Source organism: Allomuricauda sp. CP2A (genome assembly GCF_001683915.1).
Classification (GTDB): Bacteria; Bacteroidota; Bacteroidia; order Flavobacteriales; family Flavobacteriaceae; genus Flagellimonas.
Genome location: NZ_LXTT01000155.1, coordinates 1 through 22,178, shown reverse-complemented (window position 1 = coordinate 22,178; position 22,178 = coordinate 1). Strand labels below are relative to the sequence as shown.

14 protein-coding genes are annotated in these 22,178 nt (G+C 42.7%); 1 reads left to right on the top strand and 13 read right to left on the bottom strand.

All coding sequences use genetic code 11. The features are described 5' to 3' along the window. Positions 1–137: 137 nt before the first annotated feature. Positions 138–608 carry an Lrp/AsnC family transcriptional regulator gene (locus tag A7D14_RS18000; protein WP_067037637.1) on the top strand — a complete coding sequence of 157 codons (471 nt, stop codon included), beginning with the start codon at positions 138–140 and terminating at the stop codon, positions 606–608. A gap of 14 nt (positions 609–622) precedes the next feature. Here the strand turns inward: A7D14_RS18000 and A7D14_RS17995 are convergent, their stop codons facing one another. The 13 genes from A7D14_RS17995 to A7D14_RS17935 form a co-directional block, all read right to left on the bottom strand. Next, positions 623–2,500, bottom strand: a complete 1,878-nt coding sequence (locus A7D14_RS17995; RefSeq protein WP_067037635.1) for a M1 family metallopeptidase — start codon at positions 2,498–2,500, stop codon at positions 623–625. A gap of 27 nt (positions 2,501–2,527) precedes the next feature. Next, complete coding sequence (locus A7D14_RS17990) at positions 2,528–4,336, bottom strand: hypothetical protein (protein WP_141673442.1); 1,809 nt, start codon at positions 4,334–4,336, stop codon at positions 2,528–2,530. 6 nt (positions 4,337–4,342) lie between these two features. Next, positions 4,343–5,506, bottom strand: a complete 1,164-nt coding sequence (locus A7D14_RS17985) for a C45 family autoproteolytic acyltransferase/hydolase (RefSeq protein WP_067037630.1) — start codon at positions 5,504–5,506, stop codon at positions 4,343–4,345. A gap of 22 nt (positions 5,507–5,528) precedes the next feature. Further along, the gene (locus tag A7D14_RS17980) at positions 5,529–7,277 is read right to left on the bottom strand and encodes an amidohydrolase (protein ID WP_067037628.1); all 1,749 of its coding nucleotides are present in this window, start codon (positions 7,275–7,277) and stop codon (positions 5,529–5,531) included. A gap of 12 nt (positions 7,278–7,289) precedes the next feature. Then, on the bottom strand, positions 7,290–8,753 hold the full coding sequence (locus A7D14_RS17975) for an NAD-dependent succinate-semialdehyde dehydrogenase (protein WP_067037625.1): 1,464 nt from the start codon (positions 8,751–8,753) through the stop codon (positions 7,290–7,292). Further along, on the bottom strand, positions 8,750–10,042 hold the full coding sequence (locus tag A7D14_RS17970) for an aspartate aminotransferase family protein (protein ID WP_083158158.1): 1,293 nt from the start codon (positions 10,040–10,042) through the stop codon (positions 8,750–8,752). The genes A7D14_RS17975 and A7D14_RS17970 overlap by 4 nt, the downstream gene beginning before the upstream one ends. A 41-nt stretch (positions 10,043–10,083) precedes the next feature. Next, positions 10,084–11,508, bottom strand: coding sequence for an APC family permease (locus tag A7D14_RS17965; RefSeq protein WP_067037623.1), 1,425 nt, complete (start codon positions 11,506–11,508; stop codon positions 10,084–10,086). A gap of 65 nt (positions 11,509–11,573) precedes the next feature. Further along, positions 11,574–13,097 (bottom strand): sulfatase family protein, encoded by a 1,524-nt coding sequence (locus tag A7D14_RS17960; RefSeq protein WP_218058557.1) that lies wholly within the window; start codon positions 13,095–13,097, stop codon positions 11,574–11,576. Between the two features lie 37 nt (positions 13,098–13,134). Further along, complete coding sequence (locus tag A7D14_RS17955) at positions 13,135–14,592, bottom strand: sulfatase (protein ID WP_083158157.1); 1,458 nt, start codon at positions 14,590–14,592, stop codon at positions 13,135–13,137. 30 nt (positions 14,593–14,622) lie between these two features. After that, complete coding sequence (locus A7D14_RS17950; protein ID WP_083158156.1) at positions 14,623–16,302, bottom strand: amidohydrolase; 1,680 nt, start codon at positions 16,300–16,302, stop codon at positions 14,623–14,625. 55 nt (positions 16,303–16,357) lie between these two features. After that, positions 16,358–17,527: a serine hydrolase domain-containing protein gene (locus tag A7D14_RS17945; protein ID WP_067037621.1), complete on the bottom strand. Its 1,170-nt coding sequence runs from the start codon at positions 17,525–17,527 to the stop codon at positions 16,358–16,360. Positions 17,528–17,720: 193 nt separating this feature from the next. Beyond that, the gene (locus A7D14_RS17940; protein ID WP_083158154.1) at positions 17,721–19,094 is read right to left on the bottom strand and encodes a RagB/SusD family nutrient uptake outer membrane protein; all 1,374 of its coding nucleotides are present in this window, start codon (positions 19,092–19,094) and stop codon (positions 17,721–17,723) included. Positions 19,095–19,111: 17 nt separating this feature from the next. Further along, positions 19,112–22,114 carry a SusC/RagA family TonB-linked outer membrane protein gene (locus tag A7D14_RS17935; RefSeq protein WP_067037618.1) on the bottom strand — a complete coding sequence of 1,001 codons (3,003 nt, stop codon included), beginning with the start codon at positions 22,112–22,114 and terminating at the stop codon, positions 19,112–19,114. Positions 22,115–22,178 lie beyond the last annotated feature (64 nt).

The window sequence follows — 22,178 nt, the reverse complement described above, 5'->3', positions numbered from 1 at the left end:
GCATATTTTGCAAATATTTAGTCCAAAAATACAAATTATACTTTTTTTTAAATAAATTCTGTATTTTTTAAATCTAGAATATAATTTTCAATCCACTTGTAATTTGCCTTAAATTTGGGGGTATTTAATGAACCATTATGGAAAACAACAACAGCTTTGATGAACTGGATTTTACAATAATGTCCCACCTACAAAAAGATGGGAGAGCGTCTTTTACAGTGATAGCCAAAGAAACTGGAGCATCCATTAGTACTATCCGAACCAGGGTAACCAAACTGATCGAGGACAAAACCATCAATATCCTTGGTAGGGTCAATCCGGAGAAACTGGGCTTCAATGCATATGCCACCATCAAAATAGCTGTTAGGCCAGCCAACAAAATTGATGAGGTGGCCAATAAACTAATGGAGTTCCGAGAAGTGAGTTTTTTGGCCATAACCTCTGGGGATTTTGATTTGGAGGTCAATGTTATGTGCCGCGACAACAACCACCTTATAGATGTCATCAACAAGCGTATCTCGTCAATAGAAGGAGTTTACAACAGTTCTTCCATCATGTACCTCCGAGTACTTAAATTTGCGCAACCCGATTTGAACTTATTAAAGTAGTAAATAAGCTCGGTTTAGGGTTTCAGTACATTATTATCTGGACTGGCATCGATAAGGCTTATATCTTTCAATACCAATTTCTCAATTATCTTATCCGTGGATATAATAACGGTGTAATCAGTTACCCCGCCTTTCCAAATCTCCACGGATTCCGTTTGCTGTATAGCCGTGCCATCCACGAATGTTATCTCCATATGTATTGGAACTGGATAATTTCCATGGTTTACCAAAGTAACCTCATATCCACTATCTGTTTTCGTTAGCTTGTCTATGGATAGATCTACGTAACCAAAGTCATAAATCCAAGGTTTTATTAGCCACCTTAGGTCTTTACCAGTATACCTATCCAACAAGAAAAGAAAATCCATTGCACTAGGGTGTTTTCCTTTCCATATCTTGGCAAACTGTTGGATAAACGAAGTGAATCTATCATTACCCATATGCTCTTGCAAGACGATAAAAAATGAAGTGGGCTTTGGATAGGAACTGTTATAATAAACCGGGTTTTTCAGAAGTTTTGATGAGGCAAAAATTGGAAAATCAGAATCAAACCCAATAATGTCCACAAAACTTTGATACCCAATCCAGTCTTTCAAAGGTGAATCAATGGCTCTAAGGTATTCATTGGTGCCGAACATGGTAAGGCCTTCATCCAACCATGCGTACTTTGACTCATTTAAGCCGGTCATGAACGGAAAATAGCTGTGAAAGGTCTCATGATGGGTCAACCACCGTGTCTTATCAAGGTCTTCAAAGGATTTATCATTGGCCATTCCTGGGTATTCCATCATACCCAGTCCATTAAAAACCGTATGGTTCCTAAAAGGGAACGCTATCTTTGGGAATACATTTGTCATAAACGCAATGGACTCCGCAGTAAAGTCATTGACCTTGGCAAAATCCTTTGAATTGGGGTCGTAGACTGTATTGATGGTCACACGCTCTTCCTCCACATCGCCTATGGTCCTAGAATCCCAGAGGTAATCCTTTGCGATGGCCATGGCAAAATCAGGGACCTTGCTTGCCTTAAATTTCCAAATGTTGCTCTGAGCTTTGGTAATATTTTTCCCAAGATCCGAAGTATCAATTATTTTTACTTTCTCTGAAGACTCCAAAGCTCGCTGATAACGGTTATAATACTTGTTTTGCAATACTTCTGAAGGGTTTTGCAAACTACCGCTGGACCAGACCAAATACTCTTGGGGCACCGACACCTCGACCTCAAAATTCCCAAAGTCGCTATAAAATTCAGATTGTCCCGAGTAAGCATACTTAATCCATCCATCTATATCATCATATACCCCGATGTGCGGAAAAAAATACGCAATCATAAAACCCGTTGGCCCAGTTTGACCAACACGAAGGTGGGTCTCCTTGTTCAAGATAAAATGCCACTCCACTTCAATTTCAATCTGTTGATGTGGCAAAAGCAACTGGTTTAATGGGAATACACTATAGGTCCCTTTTGAGAACCGTTGACCACTTTGTTCTGAATCGCTGCCTTGAATGAGGGTGTTCCCGCCAATTTTTAGGCTTTCCAAAACCATGCCTTCCACTATATCAGCACTCTCAACGTTAACATCGCGAGCATTACCTTTTTTGAAAATATTGGGATAAGTGTGGATTACAATTTCCCGTAAACTATCTGGGCTGTTATTTTTATAGATGATTTTTGAATATCCCTTTACCTCCCGATTGGATGGGTCAAAACCCACTTTCATCCAATAATCCGCTGAGTTCTGCCAATAGTTTTGACCTGGTTCTCCATTGGTTGTTCTTGTTCCATTTTCCCTAGCTGTTTTAAAGTTTATCGGCTCAAAAAAAAGGTTGTCTTGTCCGAGGCAAATAGTATAAGGCAAAAACAACAAAAACAAATGAAAAGCAGCTCTCATATAATAGACTTGATTGGTAAATAACTTTTACTTGGAGGGGGTGCTTTTCGTGCAAAAAGGTCGGATTCTGTTTGACTCAAACACCCCTTCTCTCCATACTTGTTGAAAATTATCGCTGAAATAGTAGTACACGGTGTTGTTGGGGAGCAACATAATTTTAATGCCCCCATAACCTGCCATGTAAGGAATCAACCCATCATGAGCACACAATTCACTTTCTTCAGTTACATCCAAAAACCAAAATCCGTTGTCGTATCGTACCGTATCGTTATAGGTGACCATTGAAGAATCACGCTTGGGACGGATGATTTCCGCTATCATTTCTTCGTCCAAAACCGCTTTATCATTTACAATACCTCCATTAATTAAAAAATGTCCAATCTTGGCGGCATCATCATGGTGATAGAATATTCCAAAACCTGAAAAAGGCTGCGCCGGATTACCATAGGTCCGTTGCTGTTTCTTATACGTTGGACTGATTCCCAAGGGGTTCAATATGTCCTCAACAATCAAATCCGCAAAGTAATCTGCCTCAGGGTCGTTGGTGACCTTTTTTATGTAGTTGTTCATGGCCGTTCCCAAAATGTAGGTATCTGAGGTGTGGTAGACCCATTCCGTTCCAGGGTCGGATTTTCTTTCATAGTAACCACAAGAATACTCTATTTTGCCTTGATGTCCTTCGGAAGCAAAAAATTCGGAGATATGTTTGGAGGACTCATCTGCAAATGCCTTTTTGAGCTCATAATTTCCTGTAGCCATATCCAGGGCATTTTCAAAGGTTACATCGCTCCATATATCCGTATTACAGGCCTCTATGAACTCTGCAATGTTCTGTTCCTTACTTCTCGGATACTCTTTTTCCAGCCGCATAAGGCCCAAACCGGCTGAGACACTTTTGGCCGTGGAGTAGGAAGGCCCCACCAAAACATCGCAATAGGGATATACCCCATACCTTGTGTTGCACCCGCCTACATAATTGGTGCCATCAATGACAAATCCGTACATGGTAAGATGTTCTTGGTCCATTTCCTCTGGTGCACTGAACGCTTCGGGATTGGCCATGGGATAGTCCTCACTCAATTTTGCTATGGGCTTTGAAGGCATCCTCATATCCACCTCATCTGCGTAATCTTGGAAATATTGATCCTTTGAAAGAATTTCTTCTTTCTGATATTCTGCCTTGGCCGTTCCCCACATATTAAATTGGAAATAGGCACAGGTTTCACTGGCCACTTGGTAACTCACATTTGAGATACTCCCGTCACCATTGAACAAGAACATCATCACTCCATTGTGCACGCAGTTTTGGTTCCGCTGCTTTAACGTAAAGGGAATTGCAGCCCTGCTATAGCCATTGTCACCATTTTCATCCCAAACCCTGCCAGGCTCCAAGATATACTCCCAATTGGGGTGGTCATTTTCAATATATCCCCTTTGGAGAGGGATAATATGTGACCCCGATTGTACAAATTTGTAATTGAACGATGGCAAATGCATTCGTGCCACATCAATACTGTCCGTATAACCATGCCAGTCCACAAGCTCTTCAAACCTCCCCGTAGTCTCTAGATCCTTTAGTTTGAGTTCACCTAGGAATAGGTTCGAAGGGAACGCCGCATTTTCGGGTACGGCATAGTTGCTAAAATCCACAATGGTATCCTTGCTTCCCTTCATTAAAAATTCATAATCAAGAGCCTCTCGGGTCACATTTCCATCGCCATTAAGTGTGGGCAGTACCGCACTAAATTCTTCTTGTTTATCAGCTTTGGAACCACAGCCGGTAACCATTGTCAAAATAAAGGCCGTGGATAGCAAAACGTACATTCTTATCGGCATTTCCATCTATTTAAAATTAAAGCTTCGAAATTCACTTTCATCTGGCGGTCCAGCGGTTATTTTTAGCACTGGGTTGCCTGCATCCAAGGTCATTACAACCGAAGAAAACGTAAAGCCTCCCCTCCCATTATTGGCCCTACAGACCGGATTGTCCTTATTGTCCTTAGAAATCAACACCGAGATCAAAAACTGATCGTTAACATTGGCAGCGTCGCTTAACCTATTGTCCAAGGCATCATATCTGTAGTGGCTATTGGTCTTTTTATTGACTTGTACGTTGGGGGCAAACTGTGCAAACCAAGGTTTAACATCGTCATTGACCAATGGATGATTGGTGTGGTACACTATTCCATTTTCATTATCCGGCGCATACCGGACTACTTTATTGGTGGAAGCCTCAAAATCATAGACTTCCCCTTTGATGCCCAAAATGTAATTTTGACCAGAAGCGTGCTTAATGTTTTGAACAAAATCCAGCATCTCATCTTTACTTGTTGCATTTATCAATCCACGTACTACGAACGCCACTGGCAATCCTTCCGAAGAAGCCTTTAACTGCATCAAGGTGTTTACCACAACCCCGATTCCTTTATCGTTCAAGCCGTTCAACCCTACCAGTCCGGGATAGGTAAGAATTAATTGCTCTGGGTTATCTTTGGTTTTCTTAATACGCATCAACACCTGATACCCGTCCCTGAAACTTTCCAAATCCATGTTTTGGGAAATATACCCTGGTCGCCCATTGGCTTCAGGTACGCCCATGCTACTGCAATGATGGCTATCCGTATTGTTGATGTTGTTCACATAGACCCAAAATTCATCCAAGAGGTTCAACAACAATATATCCTGAAAATCTTGTTGGGAACCTTCGGCAATTCCTTGAATCTCCTTGTAAAGATCAGGAGTCCATTTTTTGATATCCTCCTCAAAATCGGCATATTCAAAAAATTCCTTCAATACTTCATCGGCATCTCTTTGCAAGACCTCGGAAGTATTTTCTTTCCATACCCGTACCAGACTGGCTATTTCTGATTTCAACGCCTTTCCATGTTGCAGTCCAAGCGCATGGCCCGAACCAGTAAACTCCACAACTTTTAATGTCCTATCCTTTTGCTGGGGGGTACAGGCTACTGTAACAATCAACAGGATGACCAAACAAATATTTTTCATAATCACTAATTTATTTTATTCGCTAAAACTTATCTGATTCATAGACAATTTTTCCGTTGAAAATGGTCATCAGACATTCCATTTCCTTAATCTCATCTGTCTCAACGGTATATAAATCACGGTCCCAAATGGCCAGATCGGCAAATTTGCCCACTTCAAGCGAGCCAATATGTTCTTCCATGAACATTTGGTGCGCGGTCCAGATGGTTGCTGCTTTCAGTGCCGTTCGTACATCAACGGATTCTTTGGTGCCAAAAGGGGTATCCTCATACTCCCCAACTTCGGGTTGGCGTGCTATGGAGGACCAAATCCCATACTTTGCTGGAAACGGGGTTACCGCATAATCTGAACCATTGGCCCAAATAATCCCTCGTTTTTTAAAGGTGGCAAAGGGGTTTAATCTTTTGGCCCTTTCCCCAAAATTACCGGCATAGGTGTCCCCTATCCACCATGTAAAGGTAGCGGAAGGTTCGGGGTAACCCGATCCATATTTGGTTTGCAGTTCTTCCATGATATCCAAGGCCGCATCCGTTGGTATATTGGCATGAATTATTCCATGGCGTAAATTATTTTTTGGATTATCCGTTAATACCTCCTTGTAAATGGTAACCAATGTGTCTATGGTGCGATCTCCAATGGCGTGGGTGCTAGCATGGATTCCAGCCTTGTGAATTTCTGATAGCATGGCTCGCAACGTATCGGGTTGAATATTGGGAAAACCATGGTTTCCTTTATCCACCCCTGTGATATCTTTGTTCCATTCATCATATAGCCAAGCTGTGCGGGCACCGCCACTACCATCAGCAAAAATTTTAATGCCTCCCAAAACCAAATGCTCATTACCAATGGTAAAGGAACCCTGAACACGTTGATGTTGTTGTATGGCCATTCGTGCTGAAACTTTCGATTTACCGCCAACCCATAAACCAAATACCCTTAGATTCAATGAATCAGATTTCAATACGTTCTTATAAGCCTTCCAGCGCTTTTCATTTACAGTAGGATCTTTAATCCCTGTCATGCCCTCGGAGTTCAATGCCTTTATCATATGGGCAACCCCTCCTTCGATATCCTTTACCGTAATGGGTGGCAACTTTCGGTACACAAAACCCATGGCACTTTCCTTTAACGTTCCGTTGGCCTCACCTTTTGAATTCCTTTCAATAATTCCTTCTGGGGGATTGGGTGTGTCGTCATTAATACCCGCCAATTCAAGTGCCTTTGTATTGGCAACGCCATAATGCCCAGTTGTATGGGACAGCCATACAGGGTTTTCAGGGGAGACCTCATCCAGTTCTTCAGCCAAGATTAGTCGTTGTTCTTCCAATTTGCCCTCATCCAATCCATCTGCCTGAACCCATTCCCCAGGGGAAACTTTATCCACCTGTTCAGAAATAAGTTGCTTTATCTCAACAATGCTCTTGGCATTGGGGTAACTTAAATCCACAACATCGGGACTGTTCCAAGGGCTACTGCTCAAATGGATATGTGAGTCCAGAAGTCCCGGGGTCACGGTTCGCCCGGCAAGGTCAATCTTTTTTGTTATTTCACCCGCCAATGCGGCAATCTCCTCACTGGAACCTATCGCCAGAATTTTCCCATCTTTTATGGCAAGTGCTTCGACAATTTGATCTGTGCTATCAACCGTTATGATCTTTCCATTTACAAGGACCAAATCCGGATTGAAACTTTTATTTGGAGGTTTGCATTGCACTAGAATCAAAATTGCAATTGGTAGTAACCAAATCTTTGTTCGTTTAGGTGCTTTCATACTATTATTTTTTTAAATTTCCCAACACAGGTATTTGATATTTAGGTAATCTTCGATTCCATACTTGGAGCCTTCCCTACCATAGCCACTTTCTTTTACGCCCCCAAACGGAGCCACAGTGGTAGAAATCATTCCTGTGTTGATCCCCACCATTCCATATTCAAGGGCTTCCGCCACCTTCCAAATCCTTGAATGATTACTTCCATAAAAATAGGCGGCCAACCCAGCTGTGGTATCATTCGCAAGCTGAATTACTTCTTCTTCGGTTTCAAAACTAAAGATAGGGGCCACAGGGCCAAATATCTCTTGGGAAAATACCTTCATCCCGGATGTGGCTTTTGTAATGACCGTGGGCTCATATAGCAAGGAATCGGTACTGGCATCCAGCCTTTTTCCCCCATACATGATTTCCCCACCCTTTTCTCCAGCATCCTTGACCAAATCCTCTACCAATTTCACTGCTTTCTCTTCAATGAGGGGCCCTATGGCCACCCCGGCTTCCATTCCATTGCCAACCTTTAGTTTTTTAATCGCTTCTACCAGTTTATGGGAAAACTCATCGTACACTCCTTGCTGTACAAAAAATCGGTTGGCACAAACACAGGTTTGGCCTGCATTCCTATATTTTGATGCTACAGCGCCTTCTATCGCTGCATCAATATCGGCATCATCAAAAACAATGAAGGGTGCATTCCCTCCAAGCTCCATAGAAGCCTTCTTAACGGTTTGTGCACATTGTTCAAGAAGTAACTTCCCTACAGGAGTTGACCCTGTAAAGGATATTTTTTTTACCAAAGCACTTGAAGTGAGCACCTTGCCAACTTCTGCTGCCCTATCGGTGGTCACCACATTGAGAACTCCAGGTGGAATTCCTGCTTCATCGGCCAATACAGCAATTGCCAAGGCGGAAAGCGGTGTCAGTTCAGAGGGCTTTACCACAATGGTACAACCTGCGGCCAAGGCAGGCGCCACTTTTCGAGTAATCATTGCATTTGGGAAGTTCCACGGTGTAATGGCAGCGACAACCCCTACAGGTTGCTTCAGTACAATTATCCTTTTATTTTGTTGATGACCCGGAATGGTATCTCCATAAACTCTTTTGGCTTCCTCGGCAAACCATTCAATAAAGGATGCGCCATAACGAATTTCACCCTTTGCCTCTTCAAAGGGCTTTCCCTGCTCCAACGTAAGGATTCTCGCTAGGTCGTCCTCGTTTCTGAGGATTAGTTCATACCATCTGTGAAGAATAGTACTTCGCTCAATTCCTGTCAGACTTTTCCATGTGTCCAATGCATCGTTGGCTGCTTTGATTGCCAATTCAGCTTCCTTGGTACCACAATTGCCAACCTCTGCTATCGCTTCATTGTCAAACGGGTTATGGACCAAAAATGAATCTCCTCCATTTATACCCAAAAACTTACCCCCTATATATGGATTGCTTTGAATCAATCGTGGGTTGTTCACTTTTAATTTCATAGGGTAAACCTGTTTTTCAATGCGGATTCAAAAATTTTGACTCCTTGTTCAATCTGTTCTTCCGTTACCACCAAAGGAGGAATCCAACGCACCACATTTTTGTACGACCCACAATTTAACAATAATAGACCTTGATCGACACAAGTCCTGATGACTTGGGCAGGAACTTCTGAATTTGGGGTTCCATCAACATTGGTAAACTCAGTGGCCACCATCAATCCCATCCCCCTGACATCCCCGATCACGGGATATTTCCGTTGAATGACCTTTAGTCCTTCCTTAAGTTGCTTTCCTCTTTCAACACAGTTTTCCAACAGCTTTTCTTCACGGATTACATCAATGGTCTCACAAGCGGCTGCACCTGCAAGAGCACTACCCCCTCCATAGGTTCCGCCATGTGTCCCCGGAGTCCATTTATCCATAATCTCGGAGGTCGAGGCAATGGCAGAAACTGGAAACCCACTCCCCAGTCCCTTTGCCATAACAATGATGTCGGGTTTTACATTGGAGTGTTCAAAGCAGAAAAACTTGCCGGTCCTTCCAAAACCAGATTGTACCTCATCTATTATCAGCAATATTCCATGCTCATCACACACCTTCCTTAGATGATGTAGAAACCCTGCCGGGGCGGGCACGTAACCTCCTTCCCCAATCACTGGCTCAATAATTATGGCCGCTGTTTCATCGGGTGCGGTCTGGCCTGTCAATACAAGGTCGAGCTGCTTTTTGCAAAATTCAATTGTGGTTGCTTCATCCCATCCAAAGTAATAGGCATACGGAAATGGTGTTACGAAAATACCGGAGGGCAATGGTTGATATTTATGCCTAAAAACCGTCTTTGAGGTGGTCATCGCCATGGAGAGATGTGTCCTTCCATGAAAACTTCCTTGGAATACAATGATATTTGACCTTCCGGTTGCAGATTTTGCCAGCTTAACAGCTGCTTCCGTTGCCTCGGAACCACTATTGGAAAAAAAGAAGCGATCAATATGATCCGGGGTTATTTCATTTAGTTTTTCCGCCATTTTTATGGTAGTTGGAGGGATAACACAGTTCATCTGACCGAAAATCAATTGGTCTGCCTGTTCTTGGATGGCCCTGACAACCCTCGGGTGGCAGTGTCCTGTATTGATGACCCCTATTCCCGAGGTAAAATCAAGATACTCCTTATTATCAGCATCCCTTAACACGGCCCCCTTGCCACTAACAGGCTGGATATGTGTAAGGTGCGTCCAAACATTGGACAAAAGGGTCTCTGAAGCCAATATACTTTCTTTTACTTGTGACATATTATTTTATTGAACTTTAATTGTATTTATTTATTGGAAAATCAGCTACTTGCATGTTCCGCCATATTTTCCCGTATTTCTTTTTTTCCATAAACTTTATTGGTCCACAGGTAAAACCCAAGACCGATCAATGACCAAATACCAATGATTATCCATTCGTAGGTGCTCAATGCCGAAGGATTTCCCGGTAAGTAGAGGTATATTAATCCCAAACTGAATATGAAGGCCAAAATACCTACTGGTTTCCCAAACAAAACCTTAAAGGGCCGCTTCATATTTGGTTCTTTTTTCCTTAGCATGAGAAAGGATAGTGAAACCACACTCCATGAGATCACAATTCCCAAACTTCCAGCATTCACCAACCAACCAAGGGCTATCTCACCAAACAAGGTTGCAAAAATGGATATCAATGTGACAAAAATTATGGCATTTACGGGGGATTTGTGCTTTGGATGCAGGTGTGAAAAGAACTTAGGCAACATTCCGGAATGGCCCATCGCGTAAATAGACCGGGTGGCACCTATGAAAAAACTGTTCCAACTGGTCAAAATCCCAGAGAGTCCAGCCAAAACCAAAAGATCCTTTGCCCATTTAGCTCCAAATATCTTTTGCATTGCTTCGGCAGGGGCCAAGGAGCCATTACTTAGCTCACTGGATGTAAGAGTGGTTCCGACACCATAAATGATCGCTATGTACCAAACCACCGCTAGAACCACGGAAAGAATAAGTACGCGCCCTATCATTTTAAAGGGCAGATCAATCTCTTCAGCCGCTTGGGGTATCACATCAAAGCCGACAAACATAAACGGGGTCATGATGATTACGGACATAAGCCCTATAGAAAACTTACTGGTGTCCCAAACTTCGGTTGAGTCCACCGGAGCACTGTTCAAAAACAAACTCCCAAAAATCAGCAGTAATCCTACAATGAGTATAAAACCGGTAAAAATAGCCTGAATAAAGGCTGCGGATTTAACTCCTTTGAAGTTGATAAACCCAATTACCAAGGAACCTGCAATGCCAATACTGACCCAATCAAGGTGAATGGGACTATCATTGATGCTCCAAATGGGATTGCCGTGGGAAAGCGGAATCAAATTTTCCAATACCACCGGTAGGGCAACGGCTTCAAACGCGCAAACGGAAACGTACCCCAATATGATGAACCATGTACAAAGAAAGGATGCATTTACACCCAGTCCACGATAACTGAAAACGTGTTCTCCTCCTACTTTGGGCATAGCTGCCGTAAGTTCTGAATAGGTCAACCCTACCAATGAAACTACCACACCTCCTATAAAAAAGGCTACAATTGCTCCAAAAACCCCTGCTTGTTGTATCCAATCACTGGTGAGCACCACCCATCCCCAACCAATCATGGCTCCAAAGGCCAAGGTGAAAATGTCCCACCTGCCAAGTACACGGTTAAATTCAGAATTTGTGCTTTTTGTACTACTATTTCCCATATATCCTTAAAACTTCTTCTAGATTCTTTATCATTATATCATGCGGGATTCCATTCAGCATTATCCTATTCTTCAGACAGAATGGCACTCATCTTAGTTTTCATTTCCCTTACCACTTCAGGTTGATCGTTGTATAGATTGGAATGCTGTCCTTTATCCGATACGATGTTGTAAAGTTGACCCGATGGAGCATTGTCCTTAATTCTGCCTTTTTCAATATCACTGTTTACCTGACCTGTAAAAGGAAAGGCCGCGGGGCCGCCAAATTCATGAGAACCCAGTTCTGTTGCAACGAATCCGCCCCCACCTTGGTTTGATTTGTACACCCATTCACCACTCCGTAAAGTAATGTGTGATGGGTTTCTTGGACTGATCAATAGATCATGCCGACTACCTGTTGATGTTTTTCCCGTGAGAATGTCCAGTATATTGATGCTATCCGGTCCTTCGTCTTTTGAGAGCCTTTGAGTGGTAACCGCGGCAAGTGTGGCCAAGAGATCAACATTTGATGCCAATGCATCACTAGTGGAACCGGGCTCAATATGCCCGGGCCAGCGTGCAATGAAAGGAACTCGGTGACCACCTTCCCATGCATCAAACTTAAATCCCAACAATTCGCCATTTTGATGATGTCCTGCCTCCCTAGCTATTTGACCACCACGATTTAACATTCCTCCGTTGTCACTGGTCACAATAAGGAGGGTATTCCCTTCAATTTGCTCCTCTTCCAAAGTGGACATGATCTCGGAAATAATCCAATCCAATTCATGGATAAAATCACCATAAGCCCCTGCTTTGCTGGTTCCAATAAACTGCGGTGAAGGTGTAAAAGGATGATGGATGTTGGTGGTCGCCAAATACAGAAAAAATGGACTGTCCTTATGCTGTTTTATCCAGTCTACCGCTTTATTCTTGAATGTGGTGCCCACTTCCCTGTCTTTGTACATATCATGGGCTTTTTTAGCCCCGCCAATCTGATCCATGTCAAACTTTTCATCAAAATATCTGGTATAGGCCTCCTCGCCGTACACAAAAGGATCCTTGTCGGGTAACAAGCCAACTACATCATGGTTCTCCACATAAACAAAAGGAGGGTGGCTGTTTAAAACCGGGACCCCAAAATAATAATCAAAGCCTAGTTCCAAGGGCCCTGGCTTTAACGGTTTGTTCCAATCCACGGGTTCTTGGTCTCCAAAACCCAAGTGCCATTTGCCAATTATGGCGGTGGCATACCCTGCTCTTTTCATTACATCGGCAATGGTAGTGCGATTGGTATCCACCTGAAGTTTTGTTCGAAGAAATATGGGGCTATAAAGGTTTTTCCTGTGAGGATATCTACCTGTCATCAAAGCGTACCTAGAAGGAGAGCACACGGCGGAGGCTGCATGAAAGTCTGTCAAGCGGATTCCTTGAGCGGCCAAAGTGTCCATGGCGGGCGTATTCACTTTTATGGCTCCATAAGCACCCACATCCCCATAGCCCAAATCATCTGCATTGATGATGATCACATTAGGCTTTAGAATCTGCTTCTGGGCATAAAATGACCCTAAACAGAAAAAAAACACCATAGAGGTGACCAAAAGTTTCATTTTTTTATCGGCACAAATCATGCGGCTTATATTTTTCTTATTCCCTTTCAGACAAAAGGTCTTTGCCCTTGACCAAATTGGCTTGGTGCTCCTTGACCAGTTGTTTTATTTTCTCAATGACCTCAGGATTGTTTTCTGAGATATCATATTCTTCCGAAGGGTCTCTATCCAGATCATACAACAAAGGGGCGGCATGAACTTCTTTATCCCCAAACATTCTGTAGGCACCTTCTGTTATGAAGTGGGCTTTATATTTTCCCATTCGAACGGCATACAGTTCCGAACCGCGATAGAAAAACATCTGTTTTCTGTTACTTGCTTCAACTTGAAACAGGGTACGACTCAAATCTACACCATCCACTATCCGATCATTGGGAATGATAGCCCCACCCAGCTTACTGAATGTGGTAAACAGATCCATAGTTGATCCCAGTTCGGTGATCACCGCAGGTTTTATATTTGTAGGTGACCAAAAAATACAGGGTTCCCGCATTCCGCCATCCCACGTAGTTCCTTTTCCTCCTCGTAGTAGCCCAGTGCTTCCGCCACTGGTTTTATAAACTCTCCATGGTCCATTGTCCGAAGTGAATACAACGATGGTATTCTTGTCGAGACCTTCTTCTTCCAACAATGCCAAAATCTTTCCTACCCCGTCATCTATCTCTTCAACTACATCACCGTATATTCCCCTTTCGCTCTTCCCGTGAAAGTCTTCGGAAGCAAACAAGGGAACATGCGGCATGGAATGGGCCAAATACAAAAAGAACGGTTCCTTTTTATTCTTCTTGATAAAGGAAAGTGCTTCCTCCGTATATCTTTTGGTGATTGTTTTTTGATTTACGGGACGTTCAATGATTTCAGTGTTCCGCATAAGGGGAACATCATAGGCTTTTGCATCAATCTTTTCTGGATAATCAGCAAGGCTTTCATAGTCTTCTTTCCCTCCTATCACATTCATGTCATTGGAATACGGGAGCCCAAAGAAATAGTCAAAACCATTACTGGTGGGCAGATATTCATTTTTATGGCCAAGGTGCCACTTCCCAAGGCATGCGGTGGTATAGCCCACTTGTTTCAATTGTTCCGCCAATGTAATCTCAGTAGCAGGAATTCCATTGACAGAATTTGGAAAAAACACGCGTACTTCATTACTGGCCAAGCCACTTCGCACTGGTAGTCTTCCTGTTAACAAACCAGCCCTACTTGGGGTACACACGCTGGCGGCAGCATAAAAGTTTGTCCACTTTTGTCCCTGAGTGGCCATACGGTCCAAATTGGGTGTCTTTAGGGTAGGGTGACCATATACTCCCAAATCACCGTAGCCCAAGTCATCAGCAAAAATTATTATGAAGTTTGGACGTTTTCCGTCTTCTTGAGCTTCAATTCGATTGTTTGCACAGCATAGAAGAATACCCCATACCAATAGCACAGGTTTTATGTAAAACCAGGGGTTATACCCCTTGAAAACAGTAAGAATGCTGTGTTTTTTTTTCATAATACCCTAAAATTGGTTCCTTGTCTCATTTTATGATTCGTACACCCAATTGCCCCCAACCATGGTACGTTCTATTTTGATGTCTATTATGGAAAAAGGGTCTACTTTTCTTGGGTCTTCTTCTAGCACCACCAAATCTGCAAGTTTGCCAACTTCCAAAGATCCCTTACTATTTTCTTCATAAGAAGCATACGCACCGTGCAAGGTTCCAACTTTAATGGCCTCTTCCACAGAAATTCGCTGGGATCCTCCCCAAAGGGTTCCGTTCATATCCGTTCTGGTAACACTGGATTGAATGGCCATCATAGGTTCATATGGTCCTGGTGGATAATCTGAAGTTTGGGTTACCTTGAGTCCGGCATCAAGAAAGCTACGGACCGCAAACATGTTCTCTAATCTTTCTTTCCCGTATTCTTTCATTTTCTCCCCATGGAAATACACATAGGTGGAAAACGGATTGGGAATTACATTGAGTGCCTTCATCCGCTGGACCAGTTGATCGTTGATCACAGTACAATGCTCCAGTCGGAACCGAGGGTCTTTTCTGGGATATTTTTCTTGGACGCGCTCATATATGCCGAGTGATTTATCAATGGCCACATCACCATTGGCATGAATTCCTACTTGCCAATCGTTCCTATGGGCTTTTTCCACATATTCATACAGTTCCTCTTCTTGCATAACCATTATCCCATAGTCGTCAGGCCTACCCACATAAGGCTCCGAAAGCCGTGCGGTCCGCTCGGATATGGAACCATCCATGGTAATTTTCATGGCACCTATCTTTACCCAATCATCTCCCAGCCCGGTTTTGATGCCACCGGCAATCAACGTATCTATTTCCGTATATCCCATCATACAATACACGCGACTGTTCAGCTCTCCAGCATGATATGCGTCTTGGTAGGCGCGCAAAAACGTTGACGATGTATATGCATCGGTAACAGAGGTAATCCCTGCTTTGGAAATCATTTGGGAAATAAGTTTTACCCCGGCCTGGTTATCTTTAGCTGAAAATTTATTTGTAATAAGCCCGTCCAGCGGATTTGAGGCCGTTTCCAGTAAAAGTCCTGTTAAATCTCCGGTCTTTGGGTCCCTAACCAGTTTTCCTCCATCTGGATCAGGGGTCTCCTTATTGTACCCCAGCAGGGCCAACGCCTTTGAGTTTACATAGACAGAGTGTCCACCTCTGTGAACAATCCGAACGGGATGGTCGGGTGATACTTGATCTAAATCATAACGATTGATGGGTCTTCCTTCTGAAGTTTTGGTATCATCGTATTTAAAGCCCAAAATCCACTCTCCTGGAGGGGTATTTTCTACCCGCTTTTTAATGGCCTTTTGGATGGCATCAATGGACCTTAAATCGCAATCCACATTTCTTAAATGGGCCATTCCTGAATAAGCAGGGTGCGAATGCGCATCTATAAAACCTGGAGTTATGGTTTTTCCGCCGACATCTATCTTTTTGGTGCTTGCACCGGCCAACCTAAGGACTTCTTCATTTTGCCCTACTGCCGTGATTCTATCACCTTCAATGGCCAATGCTTGGGCATAGGGCTTCTTCGAATCCACGGTTATGACGTTGGCGTTGTACAAGATAGTTTCCGGAGGAAAATAAAACGCGTTAAGAGGATTGGGAACCATGGGCAAAAAAGCCATTGGGAAGATTCCCTTCATAAAATTTCTTCTGGTTGTATTTTTGCTCATATCATACAATTTTACCTGTTATACTATATATCCCCCAAACAGATGTTACTGAAAACTACAGGAAGGAAGGGTATATAAAGTTTTTCATTACCGCCAAAGAATTATTGGGGATATATTGATTGTAGTTCCCCGCTGTAAAAACCACCATTAAATCATCTTCTTCATTAAAATAAATGCGTTGGTCACCGTTCCCGACGGCCGCCACATGGTCAATGGTTTTACCATTGCTGTTAAAGCTTGGATGAATGTGAAAATGATAGCCAAAAAAACCATTGGTCTGGTTGGGCTTGTCGATGTGCTTTTCAAAGGATTCCTCAATCCAAGACTCGGATAACACCCTGTCACCTTCCCAAATTCCCTTGTTATGATATAAAAGGCCAAACTTCATTAAATCCCTAGACCTCAATCGTAATCCAGAGGCAGCTGCAGGAATCCCAGACTTACTGTAATGATGCCATACAAAATTCTCTATCCCTAAAGGCGTAAACAAAAATTCTTCGGCAAATTGGTCCACTTGCATGCCACTGGCATTGGCCACAATGGCAGCAAGAAGCTGAGTTGCACCACCGTTATAGACAAAAACATCACCAGGCTGACTTTCAATGGGCACACTCAATACAAATCTGACGGGGTCTTCGCTATTGGTCATCTGTATTTCGCCATTAGCCGGATTGGTATATGGGATTGTTGTCTCGTCCCATTGCATCCCAGGGGTCATGGTCAAAAGGTCTTTTATCGTAATCTCTGACCTCAGACCAATATTAAAATTGTTATACTCCGGGAAAAAGTCAAAAATCTTCTGTTCAACACTTTCTATGAGGCCCTTATCAATGGCAATGCCCACGCATGCTGCCACAACACTTTTACTTATGCTCCGTACATCATGGAGGGTATTTTCCGTATGGTTTACCCTTCCCAAATTAAAGCCCCAATCTTGGTCCTCACCCGGAAAATACCTTTCAAAAACCAATTCCTTGTCCTTGACAATTAATATACTATGGATATTTGGATATTGCTGACCTGAAACCGCTTTGACCATATTTTCAATAAAGGACTGTTTCACCCCTGCATTGCCAAGGGCTTCAATCTCTTCATCTGACAAAATACTTTCTTTGGGAACAGGAGGTTCTTGTGATGATGGCTCAGTATCCTCCATGCCATCGCCACTACTGCAAGAGCAACATAAAAAAAACAATAGTAAGATGCTTCCAATATTTTTTTTCATAAAAACAAATCCTTCATTCATTTGATTACTATTCCCATAACACTTCAATCCACCTTCATAAAATCAGGGAAATGTCACAGGGCGTAGAACTCAATGTCCCGATCAAGTTATGACTACGCCCGTAATGACACTCCAACTAACTCAAACAATAATTAAATGAAAACAAAGCTAATTCTTATACAAAATTCTTTGGTTAATACCCCTCATTTTGGTCAATTTCAGGATTGGCCGAAAGTTCTTGCTGTGGAATGGGCAAGGCCAACTGATAGGAACCAAACGGCACTCCAGATGGGTCAAAAAGCTGTCTTGAATCCACATAAGGGATATCCATTTGGTTCCTGACCAACTCAAAAAAGCCAAACCCTTCCATTGCCAATTCTTTTCTTCTTTCTTGGAGCACATTATCAATGGATGCATTGGCATAGGTCTGGGCATTTCTATTTTCAGGAATAGAATTCAATGCGCTTAACGCCTCTCCATTATTGCCCAACCTGGCCATCGCCTCCGCATAGTTGAGCACAACTTCCGCGTATCGGATCACCTTGATATCATCAGCATAGTCAATGGAAGGATATTTCCCTACCATTCTTATTTTGGTGCCGTCATCAAAGTATAGGTCCTTGCGTACATCCCCAATCTCATAAAGGTCGTACAAGTCTTGGGTCACCTCAATATCCCCATAAGATGTCTCTTGATAAATAAAGTATAGAGTATCAAAACTTCTTACATCAGCTGGAGTAACCGCCAACTCAAAAATTCTGTTGGAACCTCCATCCGAAAACCATGAATCCACATAGGACCCCGCATCTAAAATACTGAAGTTCCCTGAGTCCATTACCCGTTTTGCCGCTGCCGCTGCATTCTGATAGTCTTTAATATTAAGATAATATCTCGATTGCAATGCATCCACCATCCAAGTAGTAACTTCTGTCTTGGAAGCATCGTTCAAACCGGAGCTCATCAATTGGGCCGCTGTTTGCAAATCTTGCCCAATTTGATCCCAAGTCTCCTGTACTGTAGCTCTTGTGGGGTATATGTTTTCATCACGAAATGTCAAAACCAAGGGTACACCCAAGTTGCCTCCAGAGTATTGCTGTCCAAAAACACGCAACAAATCCATATAAGCAAGTGCCCTGATGGCATAAGCCTGACCTCTAACGTGATTAGTTTCAGAACTGCCGTTGTCCTCGATTTCAGCTCCGATGACAATATTGGCATTCGCAATAACGGAATAAATCTGGTTCCACATATTGGTGATCGTACCATCCGTTGGGTTGTAGGAAAATTGTGCAGGCCCAATAAACCGACCCGAATTTCCACTGCTATAGGCATTACCCGATCTCACTTCTGCAAAAAGTATATAGTTTCTTCTGTAATACTCAGTAGTGCTCATTCTCGCCAATGCTCCTGTAATCAATGATTGTAAATCTTCTAAAGTATTTACACTGGTATTTACATCTTTGGATACACTTACCGTAGGCTCTAAAAAATCCTCGGAACATGAACTTGACAAAACACTCATGAAAACAAGACCAAAGGCAAGTCTTTTAATAGTTGTATATCTCATTTTTAAATTTTTTAGGGTTAAAAAGTTACGTTGATTCCAAACGTGTAGGACTTCAGAGGTGGTGCGTTCAAAAGAATGACGGCATTGGCACCAATTTCCGGATCATGTTCAAGTTCTTCATCAGCAACATAAGTAAAGATATTGGTTCCTTTCACATAAAAGTGGAGACCTGTCAGCCCAACATTGGATAGCAACTCCGACGGAAAGTTATAACCGAAAGTTAAATCCCTAAGTCTTAGAAATTCACCATCATGAAGGTTTCGTGTTGAATTATTGGATGAAAATGAGGTGTTGTTGTAAACGTTCCTCGGATTCTCTGATACATCACCTGGTTGTTGCCATCTATCTATCTGACTTGCGTATTTAGTATACGCTGGAAACCTACCATCACTTCGACCAAATATAGCGTAAGCATCATAAATTTTGTTACCCGTTGAATAGTATACATTTCCACTTAGATAAAATCCTTTGTAATCAATTCTGGTTTGTGCCCCCCCATAAAAAGTTGGGAATGTACTTCCTTGAATTGAGCGTCCTGCTTCGGCATACACCGAAGTGGTGGTGCCACTTTTACCTTCCACATACCAAAGGGGGTCACCGGTTTGGGCATCAACACCGGCCCAAGTTGGCAAATACCATGAATAAACCGGCTCTCCTTCAGTCACAATGCTCCGTGCCGTTTCAATTCCAATTTCTTCGCCCTCCGAGGTTTTAGGCAATTTGGTGACTTCGTTCTCAATGCTGGTTAAATTAAAGCCTAGATTCCAGTTAAAATCTTTGGCATTAATGATATCCGCATTCAATGATACTTCCAATCCTTTGTTCACCATCTCACCAACGTTCCTTGTTTGACTTGTAAAACCAGAAGTTGGGGATACAGGCACTTCCAATAGAAGATCATACGTGTTACGTCGGAAATATTCTACGGTCCCGTTGATTCTTTGGAAGAAACCAAAATCAAGGCCAAAATTCCAGTTGTTACTATTTTCCCAACCTAGTTGGTTATTTCCGAACTGGCTAGGGAACGAACCTGCCCTATTATTATAGGTAGCCCCATAGTTTAACAGTGCCTGATATTGATTGAGACCAATACCCGCATTACCAATCTTACCATAGGAAACCCTTAATTTACTTGCATCCAACCAATCAGCATTATTCAACTCTCTTGAAAAGACCCAGGCCCCACCAAGGGAGTAAAAAGTTCCCCATCGATATCCACCGGCAAAACGGCTGTTCCCTTCCCTTCGCAATGTCCCATCGATTATGATTTTATCCTTCCAGGTGTAAGAAGCCGTTCCCAAAATGGAATTAATGGCCCAGTCATTGAAAGCCCCGTCAACATAGGTCAAATTTGCTACTGATGCCGGGTAATACAATCCATCGGCCGCAATATCACTCCCTCCTGCACCAAGATTACTGTGTGTGTTTTTCTGCGCTTCATAGGCCAATTTAAAGTCAAACTTGTTGTTTTTATTTACCCACAGGGTATAATCCAACATATTTCTCCAAGTCCAGTTGAAATTTCGGTCTGTATAGGCAAAGGAAAAACCATTAACCCCTGCACCATCACCGTGTTCCCTTGGATCAAAATTTAACTCCTCGGTATACAGGAAATCCATACCGAGCACGGAAGTAAACCTCAAATCATCAGTAATGTCATATTCCAAAGTAGTAGAACTTATCAATCTAGTTTGATCCCTTTGATGTATTGTATTTTCCGCTTGATAGATTGGATTATAGTAATTGGGAAAATCATCAATATTCAATGAACCATCTTCATTGTAAGGGTCGAAAATTGGCTTGAGAAAGATAATCGCCGCATCTGGGTTTCCAAACCAGCTAGCACCTTCCATCTGACCATTCTGACGAACAAAAGATCCCGTGATGGATGTACTCAAGCTTAATTTATCGTTAACTTGATTTTTGTAATTCAATTTAGCAGTGGTCCGCTCAAAGTCAACACCTATATTGATACCATCTTGCCTGAAGTGACCCAAGGAAGCATAGTAATTAGCCTTCTGATTACCACCTCTAACAGATAGGTCGTATTTTTGGGACATTGCATTGTCCCTGGTCACAACATCCCTCCAGTCAGTATCCACCTGTCCATCCCAAGGCAAAGGAAAATTCTGTTGGGCTTCTTCCACAGTTGCCGCTTGGCCTGCGTTTACCCTTGATTCATAGTAAAGTTCAGCGTATTGTTGCGAATTCAACATATCGGGACCTCGAACAGCCCGGTCAACCCGTCCAATTTGACTAGAAAAAGTAAATACAGGTTTTCCGGACTTCCCTTTTTTGGTTGTTATTACAATAACCCCATTGGTTCCACGCGCACCGTACAAAGCGGTAGCACTGGCGTCCTTTAGGACCGTAATACTTTCAATATCATTGGAACTCAATGATGCCATAGCGCTCAAATTTCCATAAAAAGGACCAGATGACTGATTGGTCCCACTTACAACAGGCACACCATCAATCACGAAAAGAGGTTCATTTCCCGCTGTAATGGAGCTGATACCCCTAATCCTGATATCTTGAGCAGAACCTGGGGTTCCTGAAGTTGTAGTCAATTGAACACCAGCAACATTCCCTTGCAGTGCCGACTCAACATTTGAATATGCCTTATCTTCTAGTTGCTCACCCCCTACAATTCCAGCCGAACCAGTAAACGAAATCTTGTCCCGATCTCCATATCCGGTAATGACCACCTCAGAAAGTTCCTCAACATTAGTCTTCATAGTAATGTTGACCTGCGTCCTTCCTTGGATTTGAACCTGTTGCGTAACAAACCCTACATAGGAGAAGACCAAAGTAGTTGCACCGCTTGGTACGTTAATGGAATAATTTCCATCAAAATCTGTAATTGTACCAATCGACATGCCCTCGACGGTAACATTTACCCCAGGGATAGGCATTCCGTCATCCTCAGAAACGACCATCCCCGAAACGTTTAAGTTCTGCGCCGTGGCACTCGAAAATGTAACCGCTAGAACAATAATTAATAACCAAAGTTTTTTCATAAGAGTTAGATTATATTCAACATTAGTTAGTTTGTGAGAAATTATCTATTAATCACTATAATAT